Below are 21,716 nucleotides of genomic sequence, written 5' to 3' on the forward strand. Positions count from 1 at the left end.
CTGATTGACCCGCTGGCAGCAATGTCCTAACGTTTGCTCGTGGACTCCGCGACCAGCACGAGGGGCCGCGGCCGCCCCGTGGGTGCGGATTCCGAGCGGACCCGGCAGACCATTGTGCGGGCCGCGCGGGACGTCATCACCGAGTGTGGTTATCCCGCGGCGACGTTCCAGCAGATCGCGGTGCGAGCCGGGGTCAGCAGACCCACGCTCCACTACTACTTCCAGACCCGCGACCAGGTCTACGAGACGCTGGTCCAGGCCCTGCACGCGCAGATCACGGCCTGTATCGCGCACGCTCGGCAGCGGTCGGATCCCCGCGGGCAACTCGTCGCGTTCACCGAAGAGGTCGTGCGCCTCTGCGGGGAGGACCCCGGCGCGCTGCGTTTCCTGGTGACAGTGCAGGTCGAGCAGCGTCGAGGCGTGCACCGCAGCCCGACCGCCGAGTCGGTGATCGCGGCGATTCACGGGTTCTACGACTCGCTTGCTGCTGCCGTGTCGGACGACGGCGCCCGCGGGCTTGCCGATCTGCTCGCGTCGGTGTTCTGGGGGATCGCGTTCCACGCGGGATTCGTGGCCCGCGACGGAAAGGGTCCAATGGTTGCCAGGCAACTGTTGAATGCCTTTGATGACCAATTGCTGACGGCGCAGTCTGGCGGGCGCTGACGCACCCTTCGAGACCTCCTCGAGACACGCACGGGAACACGCCCGGCGACACGCCCGACGGTGTCGGTGCGCGGCCATAGACTGGCCTGCCTATGAGCGGGTCATTCGTGCATCTCCACAACCACACCGAGTACTCGATGCTGGACGGCGCCGCGAAGGTCAAGCCGATGCTCGCCGAGGCCCAGCGTCTCGAGATGCCCGCGATCGGCATGACCGACCACGGAAACATGTTCGGCGCCAGCGAGTTCTACAACGCGGCGACCGATGCCGGCATCACGCCGATCATCGGTATCGAGGCCTACATCGCGCCGGCCTCCCGTTTCGACACCAAGCGCGTGCTGTGGGGCGATCCGAGCCAGAAATCCGACGACGTCTCGGGCAGCGGTTCCTACACGCACATGACGATGGTCGCGGAGAACGCGACGGGGCTGCGCAACCTGTTCAAGCTGTCATCGCTGGCGTCGTTCGAGGGCCAGCTCGGCAAGTGGTCCCGGATGGATGCCGAGATCATCGCCGAACACGCCGAGGGCATCATCGCCACCACCGGCTGTCCGTCGGGGGAGGTGCAGACCCGGCTGCGGCTGGGGCATCAGAAAGAAGCGCTCGAGGCGGCGGCCAAGTGGCGGGAGATCTTCGGTCCCGAGAACTTCTTCCTCGAGCTGATGGACCACGGCCTCGACATCGAGCGCCGCGTCCGCGAGGGCCTGCTGGAGATCGGCAGGAAGCTCGACATCCGTCCCCTGGCCACCAATGACTGCCACTACGTCACCCGGGACGCCTCGCAGAACCACGAGGCGCTGCTGTGCATCCAGACCGGCAAGACCCTCTCGGATCCGAACCGGTTCAAGTTCGACGGGGACGGTTACTACCTGAAGTCGGCCGCCGAGATGCGGGCGCTCTGGGACGACCAGGTGCCGGGCGCCTGCGACTCGACGCTGCTCATCGCCGAACGCGTCCAGCCCTACACCGACGTCTGGGCACCCAAGGACCGGATGCCGGTGTTCCCGGTGCCCGACGGCCACGACCAAGGGTCCTGGCTCACCCATGAGGTCATGACCGGACTGGCGGAGCGACGGTTCCACGGCGCGCCCGTTCCGCAGGAGTACCTCGACCGTGCCGAGTACGAGATCAAGGTCATCTGCGACAAGGGCTTCCCGGCGTACTTCCTCATCGTCGCCGACCTGATCAACTACGCCCGCTCCGTGGGCATCCGCGTCGGCCCGGGCCGCGGTTCGGCCGCGGGTTCGCTGGTGGCCTACGCGATGGGCATCACCAACATCGACCCCATTCCGCACGGCCTGCTGTTCGAACGGTTCCTCAACCCCGAGCGTCCGTCGGCCCCCGACATCGACATCGACTTCGACGACCGTCGGCGCGGCGAGATGCTGCGCTACGCGGCGAACAAGTGGGGAAGCGACCGGGTTGCCCAGGTCATCACGTTCGGCACGATCAAGACCAAAGCTGCGCTGAAGGATTCGGCGCGGGTGCACTACGGTCAGCCCGGTTTCGCAATCGCCGACCGGATCACCAAGGCGCTGCCGCCGCCCATCATGGCCAAGGACATCCCGGTGTCCGGCATCACCGATCCGACTCACGAGCGGTACAAGGAAGCCGCCGAAGTCCGCGCGCTGATCGACACCGACCCCGACGTCCGGACGATCTACGAGACCGCGCGGGGGCTCGAGGGCCTCGTCCGCAACGCCGGCGTCCATGCCTGCGCGGTGATCATGAGCTCCGAGCCGCTGATGGAGGCCATCCCACTGTGGAAGCGTCCGCAGGACGGTGCGGTCATCACCGGCTGGGATTACCCGTCGTGTGAGGCCATCGGCCTGCTGAAGATGGACTTCCTCGGGCTGCGCAACCTGACGATCATCGGCGACTGCATCGACAACATCAAGGCCAACCGCGGCGAGGACGTCGACCTCGAATCGCTCGCTCTCGACGACCCGAAGGCTTACGAACTACTGGGGCGCGGTGACACGCTCGGGGTGTTCCAGCTCGACGGCGGGCCGATGCGCGACCTGCTGCGTCGCATGCAGCCCACGGAGTTCAACGACATCGTCGCCGTGTTGGCGCTGTACCGGCCCGGCCCGATGGGCATGAACGCCCACAACGACTACGCCGACCGCAAGAACGGGCGCCAGGCGATCAAGCCCATCCACCCCGAACTCGAGGAACCGCTCAAGGAGATCCTGGCCGAGACCTACGGTCTGATCGTCTACCAAGAGCAGATCATGTTCATCGCGCAGAAGGTCGCCGGCTACTCGATGGGCAAGGCCGATGCGCTGCGCAAGGCCATGGGCAAGAAGAAGCTCGAGGTCCTCGAAGCCGAGTACAAGGGCTTCCTGGAGGGCATGACGGCCAACGGATTCTCCGCCGCCGCGGTGAAAGCGTTGTGGGACACCATCCTTCCGTTCGCCGGATACGCGTTCAACAAATCGCACGCCGCCGGGTACGGGCTGGTGTCTTATTGGACGGCCTACCTGAAGGCGAACTATCCCGCCGAGTACATGGCCGGTCTGCTCACCTCGGTCGGCGACGACAAGGACAAGGCCGCGGTGTACCTGGCCGACTGCCGGCGCCTCGGCATCACGGTGCTGCCGCCGGACGTCAACGAGTCGGTGCAGAATTTCGCCTCGGTGGGCGACGACATCCGCTTCGGGCTCGGTGCGGTGCGCAACGTGGGCGCCAATGTGGTTGCTTCCCTTGTCAATACGCGTGCCGAGAAGGGCAAGTACGCCGACTTCTCGGACTACCTCAACAAGATCGACATCACCGCCTGCAACAAGAAGGTGACGGAGTCGCTGATCAAGGCCGGGGCCTTCGACTCGCTGGGGCATCCGCGCAAGGGTTTGTTCCTCGTGCACACCGACGCGGTCGACTCGGTGCTCGGCACCAAGAAGGCCGAGGCGATGGGGCAGTTCGACCTCTTCGGGGGCGGTGATTCCGAGACGGAATCGGTGTTCACGATCAAGGTGCCCGACGATGAGTGGGAGGACAAGCACAAGCTCGCACTGGAGCGCGAGATGCTGGGCCTCTACGTGTCCGGGCATCCGCTCAACGGGATCGCGCACCTGTTGGCCGCGCAGGTCGACACCCAGATCCCGGCGATTCTGGAAGGCGATATCGCCAACGACACCCAGGTCCGCGTCGGCGGCATCCTGGCCTCGGTCAACCGGCGGGTGAACAAGAACGGCCTGCCCTGGGCGTCGGCACAGATCGAGGACCTCTCCGGCGGTATCGAGGTGCTGTTCTTCCCGCAGACGTACTCGATGTTCGGCGCCGAGATTGCCGATGACGTGGTGGTGCTGATCGGCGCCAAGGTGGCCAAGCGCGACGACCGGATCTCGCTGATCGCCAACGAGCTGATCGTCCCCGACTTCTCCAGCGCGCAGGTCAACCGGCCGGTCGCGGTGAGCCTTCCGACGCGGCAGTGCACGGTCGACAAGGTCAGTGCGCTCAAGCAGGTGCTGGCGCGGCATCCCGGAACCGCTCAGGTGCATCTGCGCCTGATCAGCGGGGAGCGCATCACCACGCTGGAACTGGATCAATCCCTTCGCGTGACGCCGTCGTCGGCGCTGATGGGAGACCTCAAGGAGTTGCTAGGGCCGGGTTGCCTCGGCGGGTGAACGCGCCGGGCCGGGGCGGTCAGCTCTCGGAAGAGCCCAGCAGACCCGCGGTGAGCCACACCACGGTTGCCGCGCCCGCGCCGCTGAGCACCGCCGCAGCGGCTGTCGACGTCACCACGGCCACGGCGGCGAAGACGATCAGACCGACGACCAACGCCACCACCTTGTAGGTGGGCCACAGCACGCCGGCGATCGAGACCGTGCCGGCGGGCCGGCTCACGGCATCGCCGAATTCCTGCGCGGTGGTCATGTGGTCCACGATAGCCCGTAGATGAGGTTTCGGCTAGCCGAAACTGTGATGTGGCGTCCGTTCAGCAGATAATCGGGCGATGGTCGTGCGCTCCGTCGCGATCCTGGTGTACGACGGCGTGAGTCTCCTCGACGTCGCCGGACCGGGCGAGGTCTTCACCGAGGCGACCCGTCTCGGCGCTCCGTATGCACTGACGTTGGTGTCACCCCACGGCACTGACGTGACGTCCAACCAGGGCGTGAGGGTGGCCGTCGACGCGGCCGTCGCCGACATCGCCGAACCCGATATCTACGTGGTGCCCGGCTCCGACCTCTATCCGAGCACCCGCGTACCCGCCGACCTGGTCGTTGCGGCGGCTCGGCCGGCCGCGGGCGCGCGTCGGATCGTGTCGATCTGTACCGGGGCCTTTCTCCTGGCCGCCGCGGGTCTGCTCGACGGCAAGCGGGCGACCACACACTGGAAGGTCGCCCACCAGCTGGCTGCGCAGTGCCCGACGTGCCGGGTGGAGCCCGACGCCATCTACGTGCGCGACGGTCGCGTCTACACCTCTGCAGGGGTGACGGCGGGCATAGATCTCGCGCTGGCGCTGGTGGAGGAGGACCACGGGGCAGATCTCACCCGCCAGGTGGCCCGGCTCCTGGTTGTCTACTTGCAGCGCTCGGGCGGCCAGTCGCAGTTCTCCGCGCCGCTTCAGGTGCCACCCCCGCAGTCACCCGATGTGCGGACGATCACCGACCGGGTCACCGCGGACCCGTCCGGCGACCATTCGCTGCACGCGCTCGCCGAGTACCTGCACGTCAGCTCACGTCACCTCACGCGGCTGTTCCGGGAGGAACTGGCCACCACGCCGGCGCGCTACGTCGAAAGCGTCCGCTTCGACCTGGCCAGGGCGCTGCTCGATCGGGGCCACACCGCGACCGAGGCGGCGACGGGCGCCGGCTTCGGAAGCTACGAGAGCATGCGCCGCGTCTTCGCTCGGGAGCTGGGGTTGAGCCCCACCGCCTATCGGCGCCGGTTCAGCACCGCGCAGCGCGTCAGTGGCCGGGATCGTCGCTCTTGAGCGCAGCCCCGGTGGGCGCGACGAAGACCACGAGCAGCCTCGCTTCCTCGGTGGCACTGACGTTCTCGGTCAGCACGTGGTGCGCGCCCGGCGGTTCGGACCAGTTCTCGCCGCGGTGGAAGACCTGCGGTGGCTGCCCGTCGAGCTGGCTGCGCACCGACCCGTCGAGAACATAGGCGTAGACGAACGCGTCGCCGTGGCGGTGCGGCGCAGCGCGCGCCTTCGCGGGGAAGCTCACCAGCATCGACGTGAGCGTCTCGCCCGGAATGTCCGGCAGCGGCGCGGAGAACAGCGGCAAGACCGTCTCGCGGGGGACGTCAGCGTGGGCGGCGGGGGAGCAACCGGCGACCAGCGCTGCCGCGGTCATGACGGTCACCGTCACTGCGCCCGGCCGCCTCATGACCGCTCTCCGCTCACCGTGATGATCGTCTTGCCCGGAACCCGCCGGGGTGCGCTGAACGCGTCGGCAGCCTCAGCCAGCGGCCGGATCTCACCGACGAGTGGCCGCAGCCGTCCCGACCGCACCCGCTGGACGATCTCGGCGAGCTGGGTCCGGTCGGGTTCGACGACGAAGAACACCGTCCGGACACCGTCGGGTGCCGCGCGCACCGGTTCGGCGATCGACACCAGCGAGCCACCGGGGCGCAGCGAGGCCCCGGATCGCAGGGCGATGTCCCCGCCGAAGACGTCGAGCACCATGTCGACCGGACCGAGTGTGTCCCATGGGTCGTCGTCGAGAGCGGCGAACACGTCGGCGCCCAACCCGGACACGACATCGCGGTCGCGGGTGCGGCCGGTGCCGATCACGCGGGCACCGGCCTCGCGCGCGAGTTGAACGGCGATCGATCCGACGCCGCCCGCGGCCCCGTGCACCAGCACGGTCCGACCGGGCTCGATCCGGCCGTGGACGAACAGCGCCTGCCAGGCGGTGAGCCCGGAGACGGGCAGTGCCGCGGCCACGGTGTGCTCGATGTCCGCGGGCAGCGGGGCGAGATTGCGTGCCTCGACGGCCACGTACTCGGCCAGGGTGCCGTTACGGGCCCAGTCGGTGAGCCCGAACACCCGCTGTCCGACGGACAGACCCGTTGTGCCGTAACCCAATTCGACGACCACACCGGACACTTCGTGGCCGGGTACGGATGGTGCGCGGTTCCGGCCGGCCCGGTCGGTCCACGTCGTCGGCCACTCCAGCTCGCCGGGTGTGAACCCAGCGGCGTGGACAGCCACCACGACGTCGTTCTCCGCGGCGTGCGGGTAGGGAGCGGTGGTCAGTGTCAGGCCGTTGTGCCGGCCCTCGGCTGTCAGCGCGTGCATCTCGGCGTGCATCTCAGTGTGCATCACAGTGTGCATCTCGGGCCCTTCATCAGCTCGGCCAGCCGGCGCCCAGCACGCGGTCGACCATCGTGACGCGCCGGAAGTCGGGCTGAAAGTGTTCCAGCACATCGGAGTTCACGGTGCCGTTGGTTGTCTCGGGCCGGTTCTTGATGCCGTCGAAGTAGGCGCGCAGGAATGCGTTCTTGAAGTCGCCGCGCGGGTGTTGGGCGAGCACGAGGTCGACCTGAGCGGGGTCGAGGCGGTCGAGCCCGGCCCCGATGACGTCGGTGAGTACGCCGAGGTGGGTGGCGGCGATCTCGGCTCCCATGCGGTCCGGGATTCCGGGGGTGGTGTGCAGGGCGATCGCCGTCCACACCGTGTCGGCCTGGGCGGAGGTGAAGCCGTGGTCGAGCAGGAACGCGCGGGCGTGGTCGGCGCCGTCGACCTCGAAGCGCTGCTCCTTCGCGGAGTACGGGGTTGCGAGCCCGGTGTCGTGGAACAGCGCGGCCAGGTAGAGCAGCTCGGGATCGGGGTGCAGTCCTTGCAGCCGGGCGTGCATCTGGCCGAAGAAGTAGACACGGCGGGAGTGGTGGTAGATCAAGGGGCCGGCCATGTCGCGGACCAGACGGGTCGCCTGAGCCACGGCGGGGGTGTCCGGAACGCTCAGTTCGGTAGTGAGGACGTCCATGGTGGGTACCTTTCTCGTCAGTGCGTCGGCTTCTGTGCCCTCCATGCTCGTTCTCACCGGTGCCGCTGCGCCGCCCTCTTCGGGCCGTGAATCCCTCGGATGTGGACATGGCATCGGGTGTGTCGAAGTCCGGCATTTCCGCTGCAGGAGCATCCGGTGGCACCATGGTCGGCGTGTCCACCGAGCTGAGCCAGAGCCCACGATTCGATTTGGCCGGCGCGCCGCTGCGCGCCGCCGACATCGACGAGGCCGCTCAGCGAATTTCGGGTGTGGTGTCGAAGACCCCGCTGCAGTACAGCGACCGGCTCTCGGCGCTGACCGGCGCGCAGGTGTACCTGAAGCGCGAGGATCTGCAGGCCGTGCGCTCGTACAAGCTGCGCGGCGCCTACAACCTGCTGATGCAGCTGAGCGCGGAGGAGAAGGCTGCCGGCGTGGTGTGTTCGTCGGCGGGCAACCACGCGCAGGGGTTCGCGCTGGCCTGCCGGTCGATGGGCGTGCACGGCCGGGTGTACGTGCCGGCCAAGACACCGAAGCAGAAGCGCAACCGCATCCGCTATCACGGCGGGGAGTTCATCGAGCTCATCGTCGGCGGCAAGACCTATGACCTGGCCGCCGAGGCCGCCCGCGACGACGTCGCCCGAACCGGGGCGACGCTGGTGCCGCCCTACGACGATCTGCGCACGATGGCCGGGCAGGGCACGATCGCGGTCGAGATCCTCGAGCAGTTGGGTACGGAGCCAGACCTGATGATCGTGCCGGTCGGTGGCGGTGGCTGCATCAGCGGCGTGACCACGTATCTGGCCGAGCGCACGGCGACGACGTCGGTGCTGGGCGTCGAGCCGGCCGGTGCGGCGGCGCTGGTGGCCGCGCTGGCCACCGGGGAGCCGGTGACGTTGACCGACGTCGATCAGTTCGTCGACGGCGCCGCGGTGGCCCGGGTCGGCACGCTCCCGTTCGCCGCGCTCTCTGCTGCGGGCGACATGGTGTCGATCACCACGGTCGACGAGGGTGCGGTGTGCACCGCGATGCTCGATCTGTACCAGAACGAGGGCATCATCGCCGAGCCCGCGGGTGCGCTGTCGGTGGCCGCGCTTGTGGAGGCCGATATCGAGCCGGGCGCGACGGTGGTGTGCCTGATCTCGGGCGGCAACAACGATGTGTCCCGCTACGGCGAGGTGCTCGAGCGGTCGCTGGTGCATCTGGGGCTCAAGCACTACTTCCTGGTCGACTTCCCGCAGGAGCCGGGCGCGCTGCGCCGTTTCCTCGACGAGGTACTGGGCCCCAACGACGACATCACGTTGTTCGAGTACGTCAAGCGCAACAACCGGGAGACCGGCGAAGCGCTGGTCGGCATCGAGATGGGCTCAGCGTCCGACCTCGAGGGGTTGCTGTCGCGGATGAACACCTCGGAGTGCCATGTTGAGCTGCTCGAGCCTGGTTCGCCGACGTACCGCTACCTGACCTGACGCAGCACCGCGACGGCGTGCCCACCCATGCGGGTGGCGTCCGTGCCGACCTCCGCGTCGCCGAACGTGAGCACCGCGTCACCGGTGACCGGCACGTCAACGTCGCTGTCCCCGAGGGTGCAGACCACGGCGAAGGCACCCCGGTGCATCACGAACCAGCGCGCATCCTCGTCGTAGTCGATGCGGAGATGGTCGAGCCACGGATCGGCCAGATCGGGTTCGGATCTGCGCAGCGCGATCAGGCTCTGATAGAACGCCCGCAGCCGGCCGTGGTCACCCTCGTCGACCTCGTCCCATTTCAGCTTGGACCGCTCGAACGTCGCCGGATCCTGCGGATCGGGGATCTCGTCGGCGTCCCATCCGTGGTCGGCGAACTCCTTCTTGCGCCCCTCGGCGGTCGCCCGCGCCAGATCAGGCTCGGGGTGGCTGCTGAAGAACTGGAACGGTGACGACGACGCCCACTCCTCACCCATGAACAGCATCGCGGTGTAGGGGGAACCCAGTGCGAGCGCCGCCTTGACGGCCAGCTGACCGGTGGTCAGGTTCTGCGACGGGCGGTCACCGATGGCCCGGTTGCCCACCTGGTCGTGGGTGAGCGTGTAGGCGAGCAGGCGGGTCGCCGGGATCGTGGCCGTGTCCAGCGGTCTGCCGTGGCGGCGTTGCCGGAACGATGAGAACGTGCCGGCGTGGAAGTAGCCGTGTCGCAGCGTCTGCGCGAGCGTCTCCAAAGTGCCGAAGTCGCCGTAGTAGCCCTGCCGCTCACCGGAGACGGCGGTGTGGATCGCGTGATGGATGTCGTCGTCCCACTGCGCGGTCATGCCCAGCCCGCCCTGGTCGCGCGGGGTGATCAGACGCGGGTCGTTGAGGTCGCTCTCGGCGATCAACGACAGCGGCCTGCCCAGATCGACTGCCAGAGAATCGGTTTCGGCCGACATCTCTTCGAGGATGTGGATCGCGGTGGTGTCGACCAATGCGTGCACGGCATCGAGGCGCAGACCGTCGGCATGGAAGTCACGCATCCAGCGCAGCGCACAGTCGAGGATGTAGCGGCGCACCTGATCAGCACCCGCGTCACCGATGTTGATCGACTCGCCCCACGGGTTGGAGCCCGAGGAGAGGTACGGGCCGAACTCGGGCAGATAGTTGCCCGAGGGGCCCAGGTGGTTGAACACCGCGTCGATGAGCACACCGAGCCCGCGCCGGTGGCAGGCGTCGACGAAGCGAATCAGGGCATCGGGGCCGCCGTACGGTTCGTGCACGGCGTACCAGAGGACGCCGTCATAGCCCCAGCCGTGGGTGCCGCCAAAGGCGTTGACCGGCATGACTTCCACGAAGTCCACGCCGAGGTCGACGAGGTAGTCCAGCTTGTCGATCGCGGCGTCCAGGGTGCCGGCCGGGGTGAAGGTGCCGATGTGCAGCTCGTAGATCACCGCACCTTCGATCGACCGCCCGGCCCACTCGCTGTCGGACCACGCGTCGGCTGCGGGTTCCCACAGCTGCGAGCGTTCGTGCACGCCTTCGGGCTGACGCGGCGATCGGGGATCGGGCAGCACCTTCGGGTTGTCGTCGAGGACGAATCCGTAGCGCGCATCCGGTGCGGCCTCCACCCTCGCCCGCCACCATCCGTCGTCGCTGCGCTCCATCGGGTGCAGCGTGCCCTCGAGGTCGAGGCGCACCCGGTCGGGCCGCGGCGCCCACACTGCGAACTCGTGCTCAGGCATCGGCGCGCACCAACAGTGCGACCGGGAGGTCACCGAACAACTCGGCGGCCGGCACGGTGCCGGAATGCGTACGACCGCTCAGCCGGTCGGTCCACGTTCCCTCGGCGAGTGTCACTGTCGTGTCCCCCCATTCGGTGAGCCGCGTGGTCCATCTGCTGACGGCCACCACGACGTCCTGGCCCCGGCCGAACGCGACCAGGTGCTCGGCGCGGGTGCCGTCGGCGGGCACCGGGCGGTAGCCGCCGGCCAGGAACGTCTCGGGGCGTTCCCTACGCAACCGCAGCGCCTCGGTGACCACCCGCATCTTCGGGTGGCCGCCGTCGCTCAACGCGGCGCGCCGCGCCGGGTAGTCGATGGCGCGCCGGTTGTCGGGATCGACCAGGCTGTCTTCCCACAGCTCGGTGCCCTGGTACACATCGGGCACCGCGGGGCCGGTGAGGGCGATGAGCTTCTGGCCCAACGCATCTCCGCGCGCGTGCTGGTCCAGCCGCTTCACCAGCGCGGTCAGTTCGGTGGCGACGGGCCCGTCCAGCACGCTGTCGAGCCAGCTGTGCACCGCGGTCTCGAACTCGGTGTCGGGATCGTTCCACGTCGTGTGCAGCGCCGCCTCGCGGATGGCCTTCTCGGTGTAGGCGTGCAGCCGCTCCCGCAGCTCGTCCGTCACGGTTCCATCGACCGGCCAGACACCGAAGATGTTCTGCCACAGGAAGAGTCCGGTCAAACGATCGGGGGAGGGCGTGGAGCGCTCCCAGCCCTGCACCATCTCCGTCCACAGCGAGGGCACCTGCGAGAGCACACCGATCCGGGCCCGGACGTCCTCGCCGCGCTTGGTGTCATGGGTGGACAGCGTGGTCATCGCCGACGGCCACAGTGCCGCGCGTGCCTGCGCCCGGGCGTGGAACTCCGCGGCACTGACCCCGAAATGCTCGGGCTCTCCGCCGACCTCGTTGAGCGAGACGAGCCGGGCGTCGCGGTAGAACAGGCAGTCCTCCATCGACTTCGCGGTCGCCGCGCCGCACAGCTGCTGCAGCCGCACACCGACTTCCGAACCGGGCGTCACCGCTGCGGTCAGCAGCGTCAACGGTTCCGCCAGATCAGGGCGCGCCGCCGTGGTCTCGGCGAGCGCGGCCGGCAGTACCAGCGACAGGGTCAGGTAGTCGGAGCGGTACACCCCGATGTGGCTGAGCAGTTCGGCGATCGCCTCGGGCAGCAGCTCGTGGTCACGTCCGGTGCTGGCCACGACGGCTCGGCGCAGCCGCGCCAGTTCGCTGGCGAGCGTGACGGTCACGGCGTCGACCTTGAGTCGGCGCGCCTCGTCGGCCATGCCGGCGTAGTCCAGACCGGCCGAGGAGACCAGCTCGGTCAGCGACGGCTCACCGGTGGGGTCGACGAAGACGCCGCCCGCCTCGCGCAGCGCGTCGTAGCCGGTGGTGCCTGCGACGGGCAGGCTCGGGTCCAGCGGCTCGTCGACGGCGAGGATCTTCTCGATCACGATCCACGCCTGCGGTCCCGCGAGTTCCCGCAGCCAGCCCAGATAGCCTGTGGGATCGGACAATCCGTCCGGGTGGTCGATCCGGATACCGTCGACCAGGCCCTCGTCGAACCAGCGTTTCACCTCGACGTGCGTGGCGTCGAACACCGCGCGGTCTTCCTGTCGCAGCCCGGCCAGCGAAGTGATGGAGAAGAACCGGCGGTATCCGCAGATGCCGTGGCGCCAGCCGATCAGCTTGTAGTGCTGCCGGTCGTGCACCTGCGCACCGGAGGCGCCGTCGTCGGCCGTCCCCGGGGCGATGGGATACACCAGATCACCGAGCCGCAACGTGTCGCCGTCCACGGTCAGGTTCGCAACGTCGTCGTCGGAGCCGAGCACCGGGAGCACGATTCTGCCGTCGGGATCCAACGTCCAGTCGATGTCGAAGTACGACGCGTACGACGACTCGCGGCCGTGGGTGAGCAGGTCCCACCACCAGGCGTTCTGCCGGGGCACGTCGACGCCGACGTGGTTGGGCACGATGTCGACGATCACACCGAGGCCCGCCGCGCGGGCGGTCGACACCAGGCGGGAAAACCCTTCTGCACCGCCGAGTTCGGCGGAGATCGTGGTCGGATCGGTGACGTCGTAGCCGTGCGTCGAGCCTTCCGCGGCGGTCAGGATCGGGGAGAGATACAGGTGCGACACCCCGAGTTCGGCCAGGTAGTCGACCAGCTTCTCGGCGTCGGCGAACGTGAAGGCCTCACCGCTGGCCGCGCCGCGCATCTGCAGGCGGTAGGTGGACAGGACGGCCATCAGGCGGTCTTACGCAACACGAGCAGGGACCGGGGCGCGAGCGTGATCTTCTCGCCGGCAGCCACCGTCACCCCGGCGGCACCGCGAGGGTCGGCGGTGTCCAGGTCGGCCACCCACTCCTTGGCGTAATCGTCTTGAGGCGCAACGAAGTCCTGCTCCTCACCATGGGCGTTGAAGCACAGCAGGAAGGAGTCGTCGATGATCCGCTCACCGCGTGCGCCGGGCGCGGGAATCGCCTCACCGTTGAGGAAGACCGCCACGCACTGGCCCAGGCCGGTCTCCCAGTCGGCGTAGTCCATCTCCTTTCCCGACGGGGTGAGCCAGGCGATGTCGCGAACCTGGTCTCCGGTGCGGATCGGTTTGCCCTCGAAGAAACGGCGCCGGCGGAACACGGGGTGCTCGGCGCGGAATCTGATCACCTTGCGGGTGAATTCGAGCAGATCGGCGTTCGTCTCACACAGCGACCAGTCCATCCACGACAGCTCGGAGTCCTGGCAGTAGACGTTGTTGTTGCCCTTCTGGGTGCGGCCGATCTCGTCGCCGTGGGCGATCATCGGGGTGCCCTGGGAGAGCATCAGCGTGCCCATGATGTTGCGCATCTGCTGGCCCCGCAGCGCGACGATCTCGGGGTCGTCGGTGGGTCCTTCGACACCGCAGTTCCACGACCGGTTGTGGCTCTCACCGTCCCGGTTGTCCTCGCCGTTGGCCTCGTTGTGCTTCTCGTTGTAGGAGACCAGGTCGTTCAGGGTGAACCCGTCATGGCAGGTGACGAAGTTGATGCTGGCACTCGGCCGACGGCCGGTTGCCTCGTAGAGGTCGGACGACCCGGTCAGCCGGGACGCAAATTCACCAAGGGTTGCGGGCTCGCCCCGCCAGTAGTCGCGCACAGTGTCGCGATACTTCCCGTTCCATTCCGTCCACAAACCTGGGAAATTACCGACCTGGTAACCGCCTTCGCCGATGTCCCACGGCTCGGCGATCAGCTTCACCTGGCTGACCACCGGATCCTGTTGGACGAGGTCGAAGAACGCCGAGAGCCGATCGACGTCGTAGAACTCGCGCGCCAGCGTCGCGGCCAGGTCGAAGCGGAAGCCGTCGACGTGCATTTCGAGGACCCAGTAGCGCAGTGAGTCCATGATCAGCTGCAGCGTGTGGGGGTGGCGGGCGTTGAGGCTGTTGCCGGTGCCGGTGAAGTCCTTGTAATACCTGCGGTCTTCGTCGAGCAGTCGGTAGTAGGCGGCGTTGTCGATCCCGCGGAAGTTGACGGTGGGCCCGAGGTGATTGCCTTCGGCGGTGTGGTTGTAGACCACGTCCAGGATGACCTCGATACCCGCCTCGTGGAAGGACCGCACCATCGTCTTGAATTCGGAGACGGCACCGCCGGCGTGGGTGGCGGCGGCGTATTGGTGATGCGGGGCGAAGAAGCCGAACGTGTTGTAGCCCCAGTAGTTTCGCAATCCGAGGTCGAGCAGCCGGTGGTCGTGCATGAACTGGTGGACGGGCATCAGTTCGATCGCGGTCACGTTGAGCGACCTGAGGTGGTCGATGATCGCGGGGTGGCCCAACCCGGCGTAGGTGCCGCGCAGCTCCTCGGGGATGCCCGGATGCTGCTGCGTCATGCCCTTGACGTGCGCCTCGTAGATCACGGTCTCGTGGTACGGGGTGCGCGGAGCTCGATCGGAGCCCCAGTGGAAGAACGGGTTGATCACGACGCTGGTCATCGTGTGGCCCAGCGAGTCGACGCGCGGCGGTACACCGCCGCCGGCCAGGTCGTCGGCGTCGAGGTCGTAGGAATAGAGCGCCTGAGAGAACGCGAAATCGCCGTGGAACGCCTTGCCGTACGGGTCGAGCAGCAACTTGCTGGCATCGCAGCGGTGGCCGGAGGCGGGGTCCCAGGGACCGTGCACGCGGAACCCGTAGCGCTGCCCCGGATTGACCCCGGGCAGGTAGGCGTGCCAGACGTAGCTGTCGACCTCGTCGAGCTCGACCCGCGTCTCGGTGCCGTCCTTGGCGATCAGGCACAGCTCGACCCGCTCGGCGACCTCGGAGAACAGCGAGAAGTTCGTGCCTCCGCCGTCGTAGGTGGCACCCAGGGGATAGGGCGCGCCGGGCCAGACGGTGGTCATCCGACGGGCCACCATCCGGTCGCGGCGCCCAGCTGCCGGCCCAGTTCGCCGGTCATGGTGCGCATGTAGGTCGCCGAGATGTGATGAGCGTCGTGGTAGATCAGCACGTTCCCCTCCACGGCTCGGCAGTAATCCGGACGGCACACCGCATCGCTCATGTCGAGCGGCTTGAGCAACGGGAACCGGGCGAGGTAGTCCAGCGTCGGGTTATGGTCCGACAGTACTTCGGATCGCTTGATTCCGCAGGAGATGGCATCACCTCCGTCGGCGAGACAGTCCGACGGGAAGAACGGTTCGCCGTCGCGCACCATCCAGGGTGTGTCGCGCATGCCGAGAATCGGAATGTCGTTGTCGGACAATTCTTTCCAGATGCCGAGGTAGTTGGACGGCATGACGTCGCCGGGTTTGATGTTCCACGGCCGCGTGGAGGTGGTGAACACGAAGTCGGGTTTGTCGGCGATCAGCTTGGCCATCACCCGCTGGTTCCACTGGTGGCACTTGGGGTAGGGGTCGTTGTTGCCCATCACCAGCGGGACCTTCTCGGTCGTCAGCGGGCAACCCATCTTCAGGTAGGTGACGACCTTGAAGTGGTGCGTCCTGCCGAGCTGGTCGAGGGCGGTGATCCAGTGTTCGGCATGGGAGCCGCCGGCGAGCGCGATGGTGCGGGTGGCGGCTTTGTCGCCGTAGGTGCAGTTGATGACGTCGACGTTGTCGAAGTCGCTGATGCAGCCGTCGGTGGTGGATTCGGGGACGTCGTTCTTGGCTTCGAGTGCCGTGGGGCGGAACGGCAGCTTGGGTACGCGGACGTGGTTGATCAGTGCGCGCGCGCCGGGGTAGTCGCGCGGGGACAGCCCCAGGAGCTCCTGACCGTTGGCCCGCAGCACGGTGACGTGCTCGCGCCAGGTGAACGAGGTCGCGGTCAGGGCGACGCCCAGCAGGGCGACGGTCGAGCCCAGCACGATCGTCGGGCGCCGTAACCGGGTGCGCAGCGGCAACCGCGGCGCTTTGGGCCGCGCGGGCTGGCTCCGCCCGCTGCGCAGTGGCTCCTCCACATACCGCGTGGTCAGCCAGGCCAGCACACCCGACACCAGCAGCACGCCGGCACCCTCGACGACGTTCACCGACGGGCGTCCGGTGTAGGCGAGGTAGAAGATCAGCAGCGGCCAGTGCCACAGGTACAGCGAGTAGGCCATGGCGCCGAGCGCGACGAACGGGGCGCTGGCCAGCAGGCGGTTCGGCGCGGGGATGCGGCCGTCGGTGTGCGGGTCGGCGTAGCGGTTGGCGGCCGAAAGGATGAACAGTAGGGCGGCGCCCACCGGCGCCAGCGTCCACGGGCCGGGGAATTCCTTCACCCCGTCGATCAGCGCCCCGCATGCCAGGATCGTGCCGAGCCCCACCACTGCGGCCAGGGTGCGCAACCACATCGGGCAGCGCAGCGACGGCACGACGGCTCCGACGAGGGCGCCGAGCAACAGCTCCCAGGCTCTGGCGAAGCTGTTGTAGTACGCGGTGGACTGGTCGGCGTCGTGCGCGATGATCGCGTAGACGAACGATGCGATCGCGCAGACGCTCAGCAGCACGACGAACGCGGCCCGCATGTGCCGGCCCTGTGATCGTCGGAACACGCGCCGGAACAGCAGGGCCGAGCCGAGGATCAGCGCGAGGAACGCGATGTAGAACTGGCCCTGCACCGACATCGACCAGATGTGCTGTAGCGGGCTGACCGCCTCGCCTGCGCGCAGGTAGTTCGACGCGGTCGCCGCCAGTTCCCAGTTCTGGTAGTAACCCAGGCTCGCCAGGCTCTGATCGGCGAAGGTCTCCCAGCGGGTCTCGGGCTGGATCAGGATCGTCAGCACCGCCGAGGCCGCGAGGACCACGACGAGTGCGGGCAGCAGCCGCCGGATCAGCCGGGTGATCTCGGGCACCGGGCGCGGGATCGGCCCGGGGCTGAGCACGCCGCGCAGCAGCCGGCCGCCGAAGAAGAATCCGGACAGCACCAGGAACACGTCGACGCCGCCGGAAACCCGCCCGAACCACACGTGGAACACCGCGACCAACGCGATCGCGACACCGCGCAGCCCGTCGAGGTCGTGGCGATAGAACCCGGAGCTCCGCGTCCCCATCTGGGTCACCGGAGCCGTCACAGCGGGCCGGGCGGAGGAGAGGGTCTTCATGATCGACGGCTAATCTACCGAAGGTGCCTGCGATGACGCCTATCGAGATCAGCGCCGTCGACGCGGCTCACATCTGGCATCCGTACAGCCCGATCGGCGCCGATGCGATGACGCCGATGGTGGCGACGGCGGCGCGGGGTGCCTGGCTCACGCTCGACCGCGGCGGCCGTCCGGTCGAGGTGCTCGATGCGATGGCCTCGTGGTGGACCGCGGTGCACGGCCACGGCCACCCCGCCCTGGACGCCGCGCTGACCCGTCAACTCGCAACGATGAACCACGTCATGTTCGGCGGCCTGACCCACGAGCCGGCGGCCCGACTGGCGCGGCTGCTCGTCGAGATGAGTCCGGCAGGGCTGGAGACCGTGTTCTACAGCGATTCGGGCTCGGTGTCGGTGGAGGTCGCCGTGAAGATGGCGCTGCAGTACTGGCGCAGCAGCGATCGCCCCGGCAAGAGCCGGCTGATGACCTGGCGCGGCGGCTACCACGGCGACACGTTCACCCCGATGAGCGTCTGCGATCCCGACGGCGGCATGCACACGTTGTGGACCGGGGCGCACTCCCTGCTCGCCGACCAGGTCTTCGCGCCGGCGGTGCCGCGCGAGTACGACCCCGCCTACAGCGCAGCCTTCGCCGAGCAGCTCGCCCGCCACGCCGACGAACTCGCCGCGGTGATCGTCGAACCCGTCGTGCAGGGCGCGGGCGGCATGCGATTCCACGACCCGCGCTACGTGGCCGACCTGCGCCGCATCTGCGACGAGCACGATGTGCTGCTGATCTTCGACGAGATCGCCACCGGGTTCGGCCGCACCGGCGCATTGTTCGCGGCCGACCACGCCGGGGTCAGCCCCGACATCATGTGCGTGGGCAAGGCCCTGACCGGCGGCTACCTGACGCTCGCGGCGACGCTGTGCACCCGCGAGGTGGCGCAGACGATCAGTGAACGTCCGCCCGGGGCGCTGATGCACGGCCCGACGTTCATGGCCAACGCGCTGGCCTGCGCCGTCAGCGTCGCGTCCCTGGAGTTGCTGGGCACCGGCGACTGGCGGGCCCAGGTGCGGGGCATCGAGGCGGGGTTGCGATCCGGTCTGGCGCCCGCGGCCGAGCTGCCGAACGTGGTCGACGTACGGGTGGTGGGTGCGATCGGTGTGCTGGAACTCGACCGCGACGTCGATCTGCGCGTCGCGACACCGGTGGCCGTCGAGCACGGGGTGTGGCTGCGGCCGTTCCGGAATCTGGTCTACGTGATGCCTCCCTACATCTGCACCGCCGGCGAGATCGACCAGATCACCACCGCGATGATCGAGGTCGCGCGTGCACTAACCTGAACGGTGTTCAAGTAGCCCCGTCAGGAGGAGTGCCCGTGACACGCGTGGGTCTGGATCCCCTGGCCTGGCTCGACGATGTCGCGACCCAGCGGCGCGACGCCGGCCTGCGTCGCACGCTGCGCGCCCGCCCGCCCGTCGTCGCCGAGCTCGACCTGGCCTCCAACGATTACCTCGGCCTCGCCCAGCACCCCCGGGTGCTCGACGGCGGTGTGGCTGCGCTGCGCACCTGGGGTGCGGGCGCCACGGGGTCCCGGCTGGTCACCGGCAACACCGAGCTCCACGAAGCCTTCGAGCGCGATCTCGCCGCGTTCGTGGGCGCGGAGTCCGCGCTGGTCTTCTCGTCCGGCTACACCGCCAATCTCGGTGCGGTGGTCGCTCTTTCGGGCCCGGGCACGCTTCTGGTGTCGGATGCGCTGACCCACGCCTCACTGGTGGACGCCTGCCGCCTGTCCCGGGCCCGGGTGGTCGTCACCCCGCACGGCGACGTCGCCGCCGTCGAGTCCGCACTCGCCGGACGTGCGGAGGCCCGGGCGGTCGTGATCACCGACTCGGTGTTCTCCGCCGACGGTGTGCTGGCCCCGCTGACCGCGCTGCACGACGCGTGCCGCGCCCACGGCGCGCTGCTGATCGTCGACGAGGCACACGGGCTCGGGGTGCGCGGGGAAGGTGGCCGCGGCCTGCTGCACGAGGTCGGGTTGGCCGGAGCGCCCGATGTGGTGATGACGACGACGCTGTCCAAGGCGCTGGGCAGCCAGGGCGGTGCGGTCCTCGGCCCGGCCGCGGTGCGTGAGCATCTGGTGGACGCCGCGCGACCGTTCATCTTCGACACCGGACTGGCGCCCGCCGCCGTCGGCGCGGCGCATGCGGCTCTCGGCGTGCTGATCGACGAGCCCTGGCGGGCTCGCCGCGTGCTCGACCACGCCGCGGCGCTGGCCGAGATCTGCGATGTGGCCGAGGTGCCGACCTCGGCCGTCGTCTCGGTGATCCTCGGCGAACCGGAGGTGGCGTTGGCGGCGGCCACGGCGTGCCTCGAGCAGGGTGTGCGGGTCGGCTGCTTCCGGCCGCCGAGCGTGCCTGCCGGTACCTCGCGGCTGCGGCTGACCGCGCGGGCGTCGCTGTCCGAGCACGAGATGGCCCTGGCCCGCCGGGTGCTGACCGATGTCTTGGCGGCGCGATGAGCGTGCTCGTCATCACCGGCACCGGGACCGGGGTCGGCAAGACCATCGCGACCGCGGCGCTCGCCTGCCACGTCCGGCTCGCCGGTCACGACGTGGCGGTGTGCAAGCCCGTGCAGACCGGCACCGACGACGGTGACGACGATCTGGCCGAGATCGGCAGGCAGGCCGGGGTGACGCAGCTGTTCGCAGGGTGGCGGTACCCCGAGCCGCTGGCGCCGGTGGCTGCGGCACAGCGGGCCGGTGCCGCGCTGCCCACGGGTGCCGAACTCGTCGACCTGGTGCGGCGCGCGGATGCCCCCGACCGGCTGACCCTGGTGGAGGGTGCCGGCGGGCTGCTCGTGGAGCTGGGTGCCGGCGGGGTGACGCTGCGGGATCTGGCCGCCGAGCTCGCTGCGCCGGTGCTGATCGTGGTGGCAGCGGGGCTGGGGACCCTCAATCACACGGCGCTGACGCTGGAAGCGCTTGCTGCACGCAACATCCCGTGTGCGGGTTTGGTCATCGGTTCCTGGCCGGCGCAGCCCGGCGTCGCCGAGATCGACAACCGGGACGCGCTGGCGCGGTTGGCTCCGGTGCGGGCGGCGCTGCCCGCGGGCCTCGGCACGCTCGGTGCCTCCGACTTCGCGCAGATCAGTGCCCGGGCGTTCGACCCGGCGTGGGTCGCCGGGCTGCGCTAGTGGTGCACTCGGTCGAGGCACTGTTCGATGCCGGCACCGAGGCGTCGGTGCGGGGGCTGTGGGACGGCCTGGCCGTCGCCGGCGTGCCGAGCCAGGCCGGGCACACCGCCCCGAGTAACCGGCCGCACCTGACGATCACGGTCACCGAGCTGATCGATGACGCCGTCGACCAGGCGCTGCAACCACTCCTCGAGCTGTTGCCCCTGCCCTGCGTGATCGGCGCGCCCATGCTCTTCGGGGGCGGACGCACCGTCACGCTGGTGCGCCTGGTCGTGCCGTCGGCCGACCTGCTCGCCCTGCACACCGCTGTCCACGCCACCTGCCGGCCACACATGGCCAAAGGCGTTCTGCCACATGCCGACCCGGGCCGGTGGACGCCGCATGTCACGCTCGGTCGCCGGATCCGGCCCGATCTCGTGCCGCTCGCGCTGGCGGTACCCGACATCGCCCGCGACATCGAGGGCGAGATCACCGCACTACGGCACTGGGACGGCGACGCCAAACAGGAGCACTGGATCTAGACGGGCTGTTCGCGGCGTGCCAGGATGCCGTCGATCAGCAGTCGCACCCCGAAGTCGAACCGGGTGTCCTGATCGTCGGCCAGCAACGACGCGTCGGGCAGGTCCGCGCCGGCCGCGTCCCACTGCCGGCGCGACTGCTCGTCGACGGTGAAACCCAGGACGTAATAGACGAGGGTGCGGGCGGTCAGCTCGGCGTTGGCCGCCGGCACGCCGGCCTGGACGGCGGCGTCGGTCAAGTGACCCACCACGTCGGTCATGACCGCGGACTGCCCGGCGGCGAAGCTCGCCGAGACCAGCTCGGCACCGTCGGTGTGGGACAGCAGCGCATCGCGCACCTGACGGCACAGCGTCACCACGCGGGTGTGCCAGTCACCCGCGGGCCCCGTCACCGGCGCCAGAACGTGGTCGGCGACCGCTCCGAGCAGTTGCTGCTTGTTCGCGAAGTGCCAGTAGAGCGCGCCCGGTGACACCTCGAGCTCCCGAGCGAGCCGTCGCATCGACAGGTCGGCCAGGCCGTAGTCGTCGAGCAGCGACGTCGCCGCGGCGACCACGTCGCGTTTGTGGAGCTGCACGCCAGTACCCTAACCTGAACACCGTTCAATTGTCGGCTCCGCCGACGGTGTTCAACAGCGGAGAGAAG

Annotated in this window: 17 protein-coding genes; 8 read left to right on the forward strand and 9 right to left on the reverse strand. The window is 68.8% G+C overall.

Annotated elements, in window-relative coordinates:
- Positions 1–39: 39 nt before the first annotated feature.
- Both ACXYX3_RS11790 and dnaE read left to right on the forward strand, forming a co-directional pair.
- On the forward strand, positions 40–663 hold the full coding sequence (locus ACXYX3_RS11790) for a TetR/AcrR family transcriptional regulator (protein ID WP_458611793.1): 624 nt from the start codon (positions 40–42) through the stop codon (positions 661–663).
- Positions 664–755: 92 nt separating this feature from the next.
- Positions 756–4,292 (forward strand): DNA polymerase III subunit alpha, encoded by a 3,537-nt coding sequence (gene dnaE, locus ACXYX3_RS11795; RefSeq protein WP_458611794.1) that lies wholly within the window; start codon positions 756–758, stop codon positions 4,290–4,292.
- 19 nt (positions 4,293–4,311) lie between these two features.
- Here the strand turns inward: dnaE and ACXYX3_RS11800 are convergent, their stop codons facing one another.
- Positions 4,312–4,542, reverse strand: coding sequence for a hypothetical protein (locus ACXYX3_RS11800; RefSeq protein ID WP_458611795.1), 231 nt, complete (start codon positions 4,540–4,542; stop codon positions 4,312–4,314).
- Between the two features lie 79 nt (positions 4,543–4,621).
- Between ACXYX3_RS11800 and ACXYX3_RS11805 the strand changes: the two genes are divergently transcribed.
- Positions 4,622–5,602 carry a GlxA family transcriptional regulator gene (locus tag ACXYX3_RS11805; RefSeq protein ID WP_458611796.1) on the forward strand — a complete coding sequence of 327 codons (981 nt, stop codon included), beginning with the start codon at positions 4,622–4,624 and terminating at the stop codon, positions 5,600–5,602.
- Here the strand turns inward: ACXYX3_RS11805 and ACXYX3_RS11810 are convergent.
- From ACXYX3_RS11810 to ACXYX3_RS11820, 3 genes are read right to left on the reverse strand one after another with little or no spacing between them, the layout of a single operon-like run.
- Entirely contained in the window at positions 5,577–5,969 is a 393-nt protein-coding gene (locus ACXYX3_RS11810) for a cupin domain-containing protein (protein WP_458611797.1), read from the reverse strand. The two genes, ACXYX3_RS11805 and ACXYX3_RS11810, sit on opposite strands and share 26 nt — an antisense overlap.
- A gap of 29 nt (positions 5,970–5,998) precedes the next feature.
- A complete protein-coding gene (locus tag ACXYX3_RS11815; RefSeq protein WP_458612058.1) occupies positions 5,999–6,916 on the reverse strand; it encodes an NADP-dependent oxidoreductase in 918 nt (305 codons plus the stop codon).
- Between the two features lie 49 nt (positions 6,917–6,965).
- Positions 6,966–7,604, reverse strand: a complete 639-nt coding sequence (locus ACXYX3_RS11820) for an HD domain-containing protein (protein ID WP_458611798.1) — start codon at positions 7,602–7,604, stop codon at positions 6,966–6,968.
- Positions 7,605–7,777: 173 nt separating this feature from the next.
- Between ACXYX3_RS11820 and ilvA the strand changes: the two genes are divergently transcribed.
- Positions 7,778–9,070, forward strand: a complete 1,293-nt coding sequence (ilvA, locus tag ACXYX3_RS11825) for a threonine ammonia-lyase IlvA (RefSeq protein WP_241203864.1) — start codon at positions 7,778–7,780, stop codon at positions 9,068–9,070.
- Here the strand turns inward: ilvA and treZ are convergent.
- Genes treZ through ACXYX3_RS11845 form a run of 4 tightly spaced genes read right to left on the reverse strand, consistent with a single transcriptional unit; the run spans position 9,058 to position 17,378 of the window.
- Positions 9,058–10,791, reverse strand: coding sequence for a malto-oligosyltrehalose trehalohydrolase (gene treZ, locus ACXYX3_RS11830; RefSeq protein WP_458611799.1), 1,734 nt, complete (start codon positions 10,789–10,791; stop codon positions 9,058–9,060). The genes ilvA and treZ overlap by 13 nt on opposite strands.
- Positions 10,784–13,078, reverse strand: a complete 2,295-nt coding sequence (gene treY / locus ACXYX3_RS11835) for a malto-oligosyltrehalose synthase (protein WP_458611800.1) — start codon at positions 13,076–13,078, stop codon at positions 10,784–10,786. The genes treZ and treY overlap by 8 nt, the downstream gene beginning before the upstream one ends.
- Positions 13,078–15,219, reverse strand: coding sequence for a glycogen debranching protein GlgX (glgX, locus tag ACXYX3_RS11840; RefSeq protein ID WP_458611801.1), 2,142 nt, complete (start codon positions 15,217–15,219; stop codon positions 13,078–13,080). Before glgX ends, treY begins: the two co-directional genes overlap by 1 nt.
- On the reverse strand, positions 15,201–17,378 hold the full coding sequence (locus ACXYX3_RS11845) for an acyltransferase family protein (protein WP_458611802.1): 2,178 nt from the start codon (positions 17,376–17,378) through the stop codon (positions 15,201–15,203). The genes glgX and ACXYX3_RS11845 overlap by 19 nt, the downstream gene beginning before the upstream one ends.
- A 32-nt stretch (positions 17,379–17,410) precedes the next feature.
- Between ACXYX3_RS11845 and ACXYX3_RS11850 the strand changes: the two genes are divergently transcribed.
- Genes ACXYX3_RS11850 through ACXYX3_RS11865 form a run of 4 tightly spaced genes read left to right on the forward strand, consistent with a single transcriptional unit; the run spans position 17,411 to position 21,076 of the window.
- Entirely contained in the window at positions 17,411–18,703 is a 1,293-nt protein-coding gene (locus tag ACXYX3_RS11850; protein WP_458611803.1) for an adenosylmethionine--8-amino-7-oxononanoate transaminase, read from the forward strand.
- Between the two features lie 35 nt (positions 18,704–18,738).
- Positions 18,739–19,881, forward strand: coding sequence for an 8-amino-7-oxononanoate synthase (locus ACXYX3_RS11855; RefSeq protein WP_458611804.1), 1,143 nt, complete (start codon positions 18,739–18,741; stop codon positions 19,879–19,881).
- Entirely contained in the window at positions 19,878–20,555 is a 678-nt protein-coding gene (bioD, locus tag ACXYX3_RS11860; protein ID WP_241203666.1) for a dethiobiotin synthase, read from the forward strand. The genes ACXYX3_RS11855 and bioD overlap by 4 nt, the downstream gene beginning before the upstream one ends.
- On the forward strand, positions 20,555–21,076 hold the full coding sequence (locus tag ACXYX3_RS11865) for a 2'-5' RNA ligase family protein (protein ID WP_458611805.1): 522 nt from the start codon (positions 20,555–20,557) through the stop codon (positions 21,074–21,076). Before bioD ends, ACXYX3_RS11865 begins: the two co-directional genes overlap by 1 nt.
- Here ACXYX3_RS11865 and ACXYX3_RS11870 read toward each other — a convergent pair.
- Positions 21,073–21,648 carry a TetR/AcrR family transcriptional regulator gene (locus ACXYX3_RS11870; protein ID WP_458611806.1) on the reverse strand — a complete coding sequence of 192 codons (576 nt, stop codon included), beginning with the start codon at positions 21,646–21,648 and terminating at the stop codon, positions 21,073–21,075. The two genes, ACXYX3_RS11865 and ACXYX3_RS11870, sit on opposite strands and share 4 nt — an antisense overlap.
- Between the last annotated feature and the right edge of the window lie 68 nt (positions 21,649–21,716).

This window comes from Mycobacterium sp. Panama NTM2 (assembly GCF_054355555.1).

Excerpts from the sequence above, each read along its gene's own strand:
- treY (WP_458611800.1), bottom strand. The coding sequence starts at position 13,078 with ATGGCCGTCCTGTCCACCTACCGCCTGCAGATGCGCGGCGCGGCCAGC.
- ACXYX3_RS11815 (WP_458612058.1), bottom strand. The coding sequence starts at position 6,916 with ATGCACGCGCTGACAGCCGAGGGCCGGCACAACGGCCTGACACTGACC.
- ACXYX3_RS11810 (WP_458611797.1), bottom strand. The coding sequence starts at position 5,969 with ATGACCGCGGCAGCGCTGGTCGCCGGTTGCTCCCCCGCCGCCCACGCT.
- dnaE (WP_458611794.1), top strand. The coding sequence starts at position 756 with ATGAGCGGGTCATTCGTGCATCTCCACAACCACACCGAGTACTCGATG.
- treZ (WP_458611799.1), bottom strand. The coding sequence starts at position 10,791 with ATGCCTGAGCACGAGTTCGCAGTGTGGGCGCCGCGGCCCGACCGGGTG.
- glgX (WP_458611801.1), bottom strand. The coding sequence starts at position 15,219 with ATGGTGGCCCGTCGGATGACCACCGTCTGGCCCGGCGCGCCCTATCCC.
- ACXYX3_RS11800 (WP_458611795.1), bottom strand. The coding sequence starts at position 4,542 with ATGACCACCGCGCAGGAATTCGGCGATGCCGTGAGCCGGCCCGCCGGC.
- bioD (WP_241203666.1), top strand. The coding sequence starts at position 19,878 with ATGAGCGTGCTCGTCATCACCGGCACCGGGACCGGGGTCGGCAAGACC.
- ACXYX3_RS11820 (WP_458611798.1), bottom strand. The coding sequence starts at position 7,604 with ATGGACGTCCTCACTACCGAACTGAGCGTTCCGGACACCCCCGCCGTG.
- ACXYX3_RS11805 (WP_458611796.1), top strand. The coding sequence starts at position 4,622 with ATGGTCGTGCGCTCCGTCGCGATCCTGGTGTACGACGGCGTGAGTCTC.
- ACXYX3_RS11850 (WP_458611803.1), top strand. The coding sequence starts at position 17,411 with ATGACGCCTATCGAGATCAGCGCCGTCGACGCGGCTCACATCTGGCAT.
- ACXYX3_RS11845 (WP_458611802.1), bottom strand. The coding sequence starts at position 17,378 with ATGAAGACCCTCTCCTCCGCCCGGCCCGCTGTGACGGCTCCGGTGACC.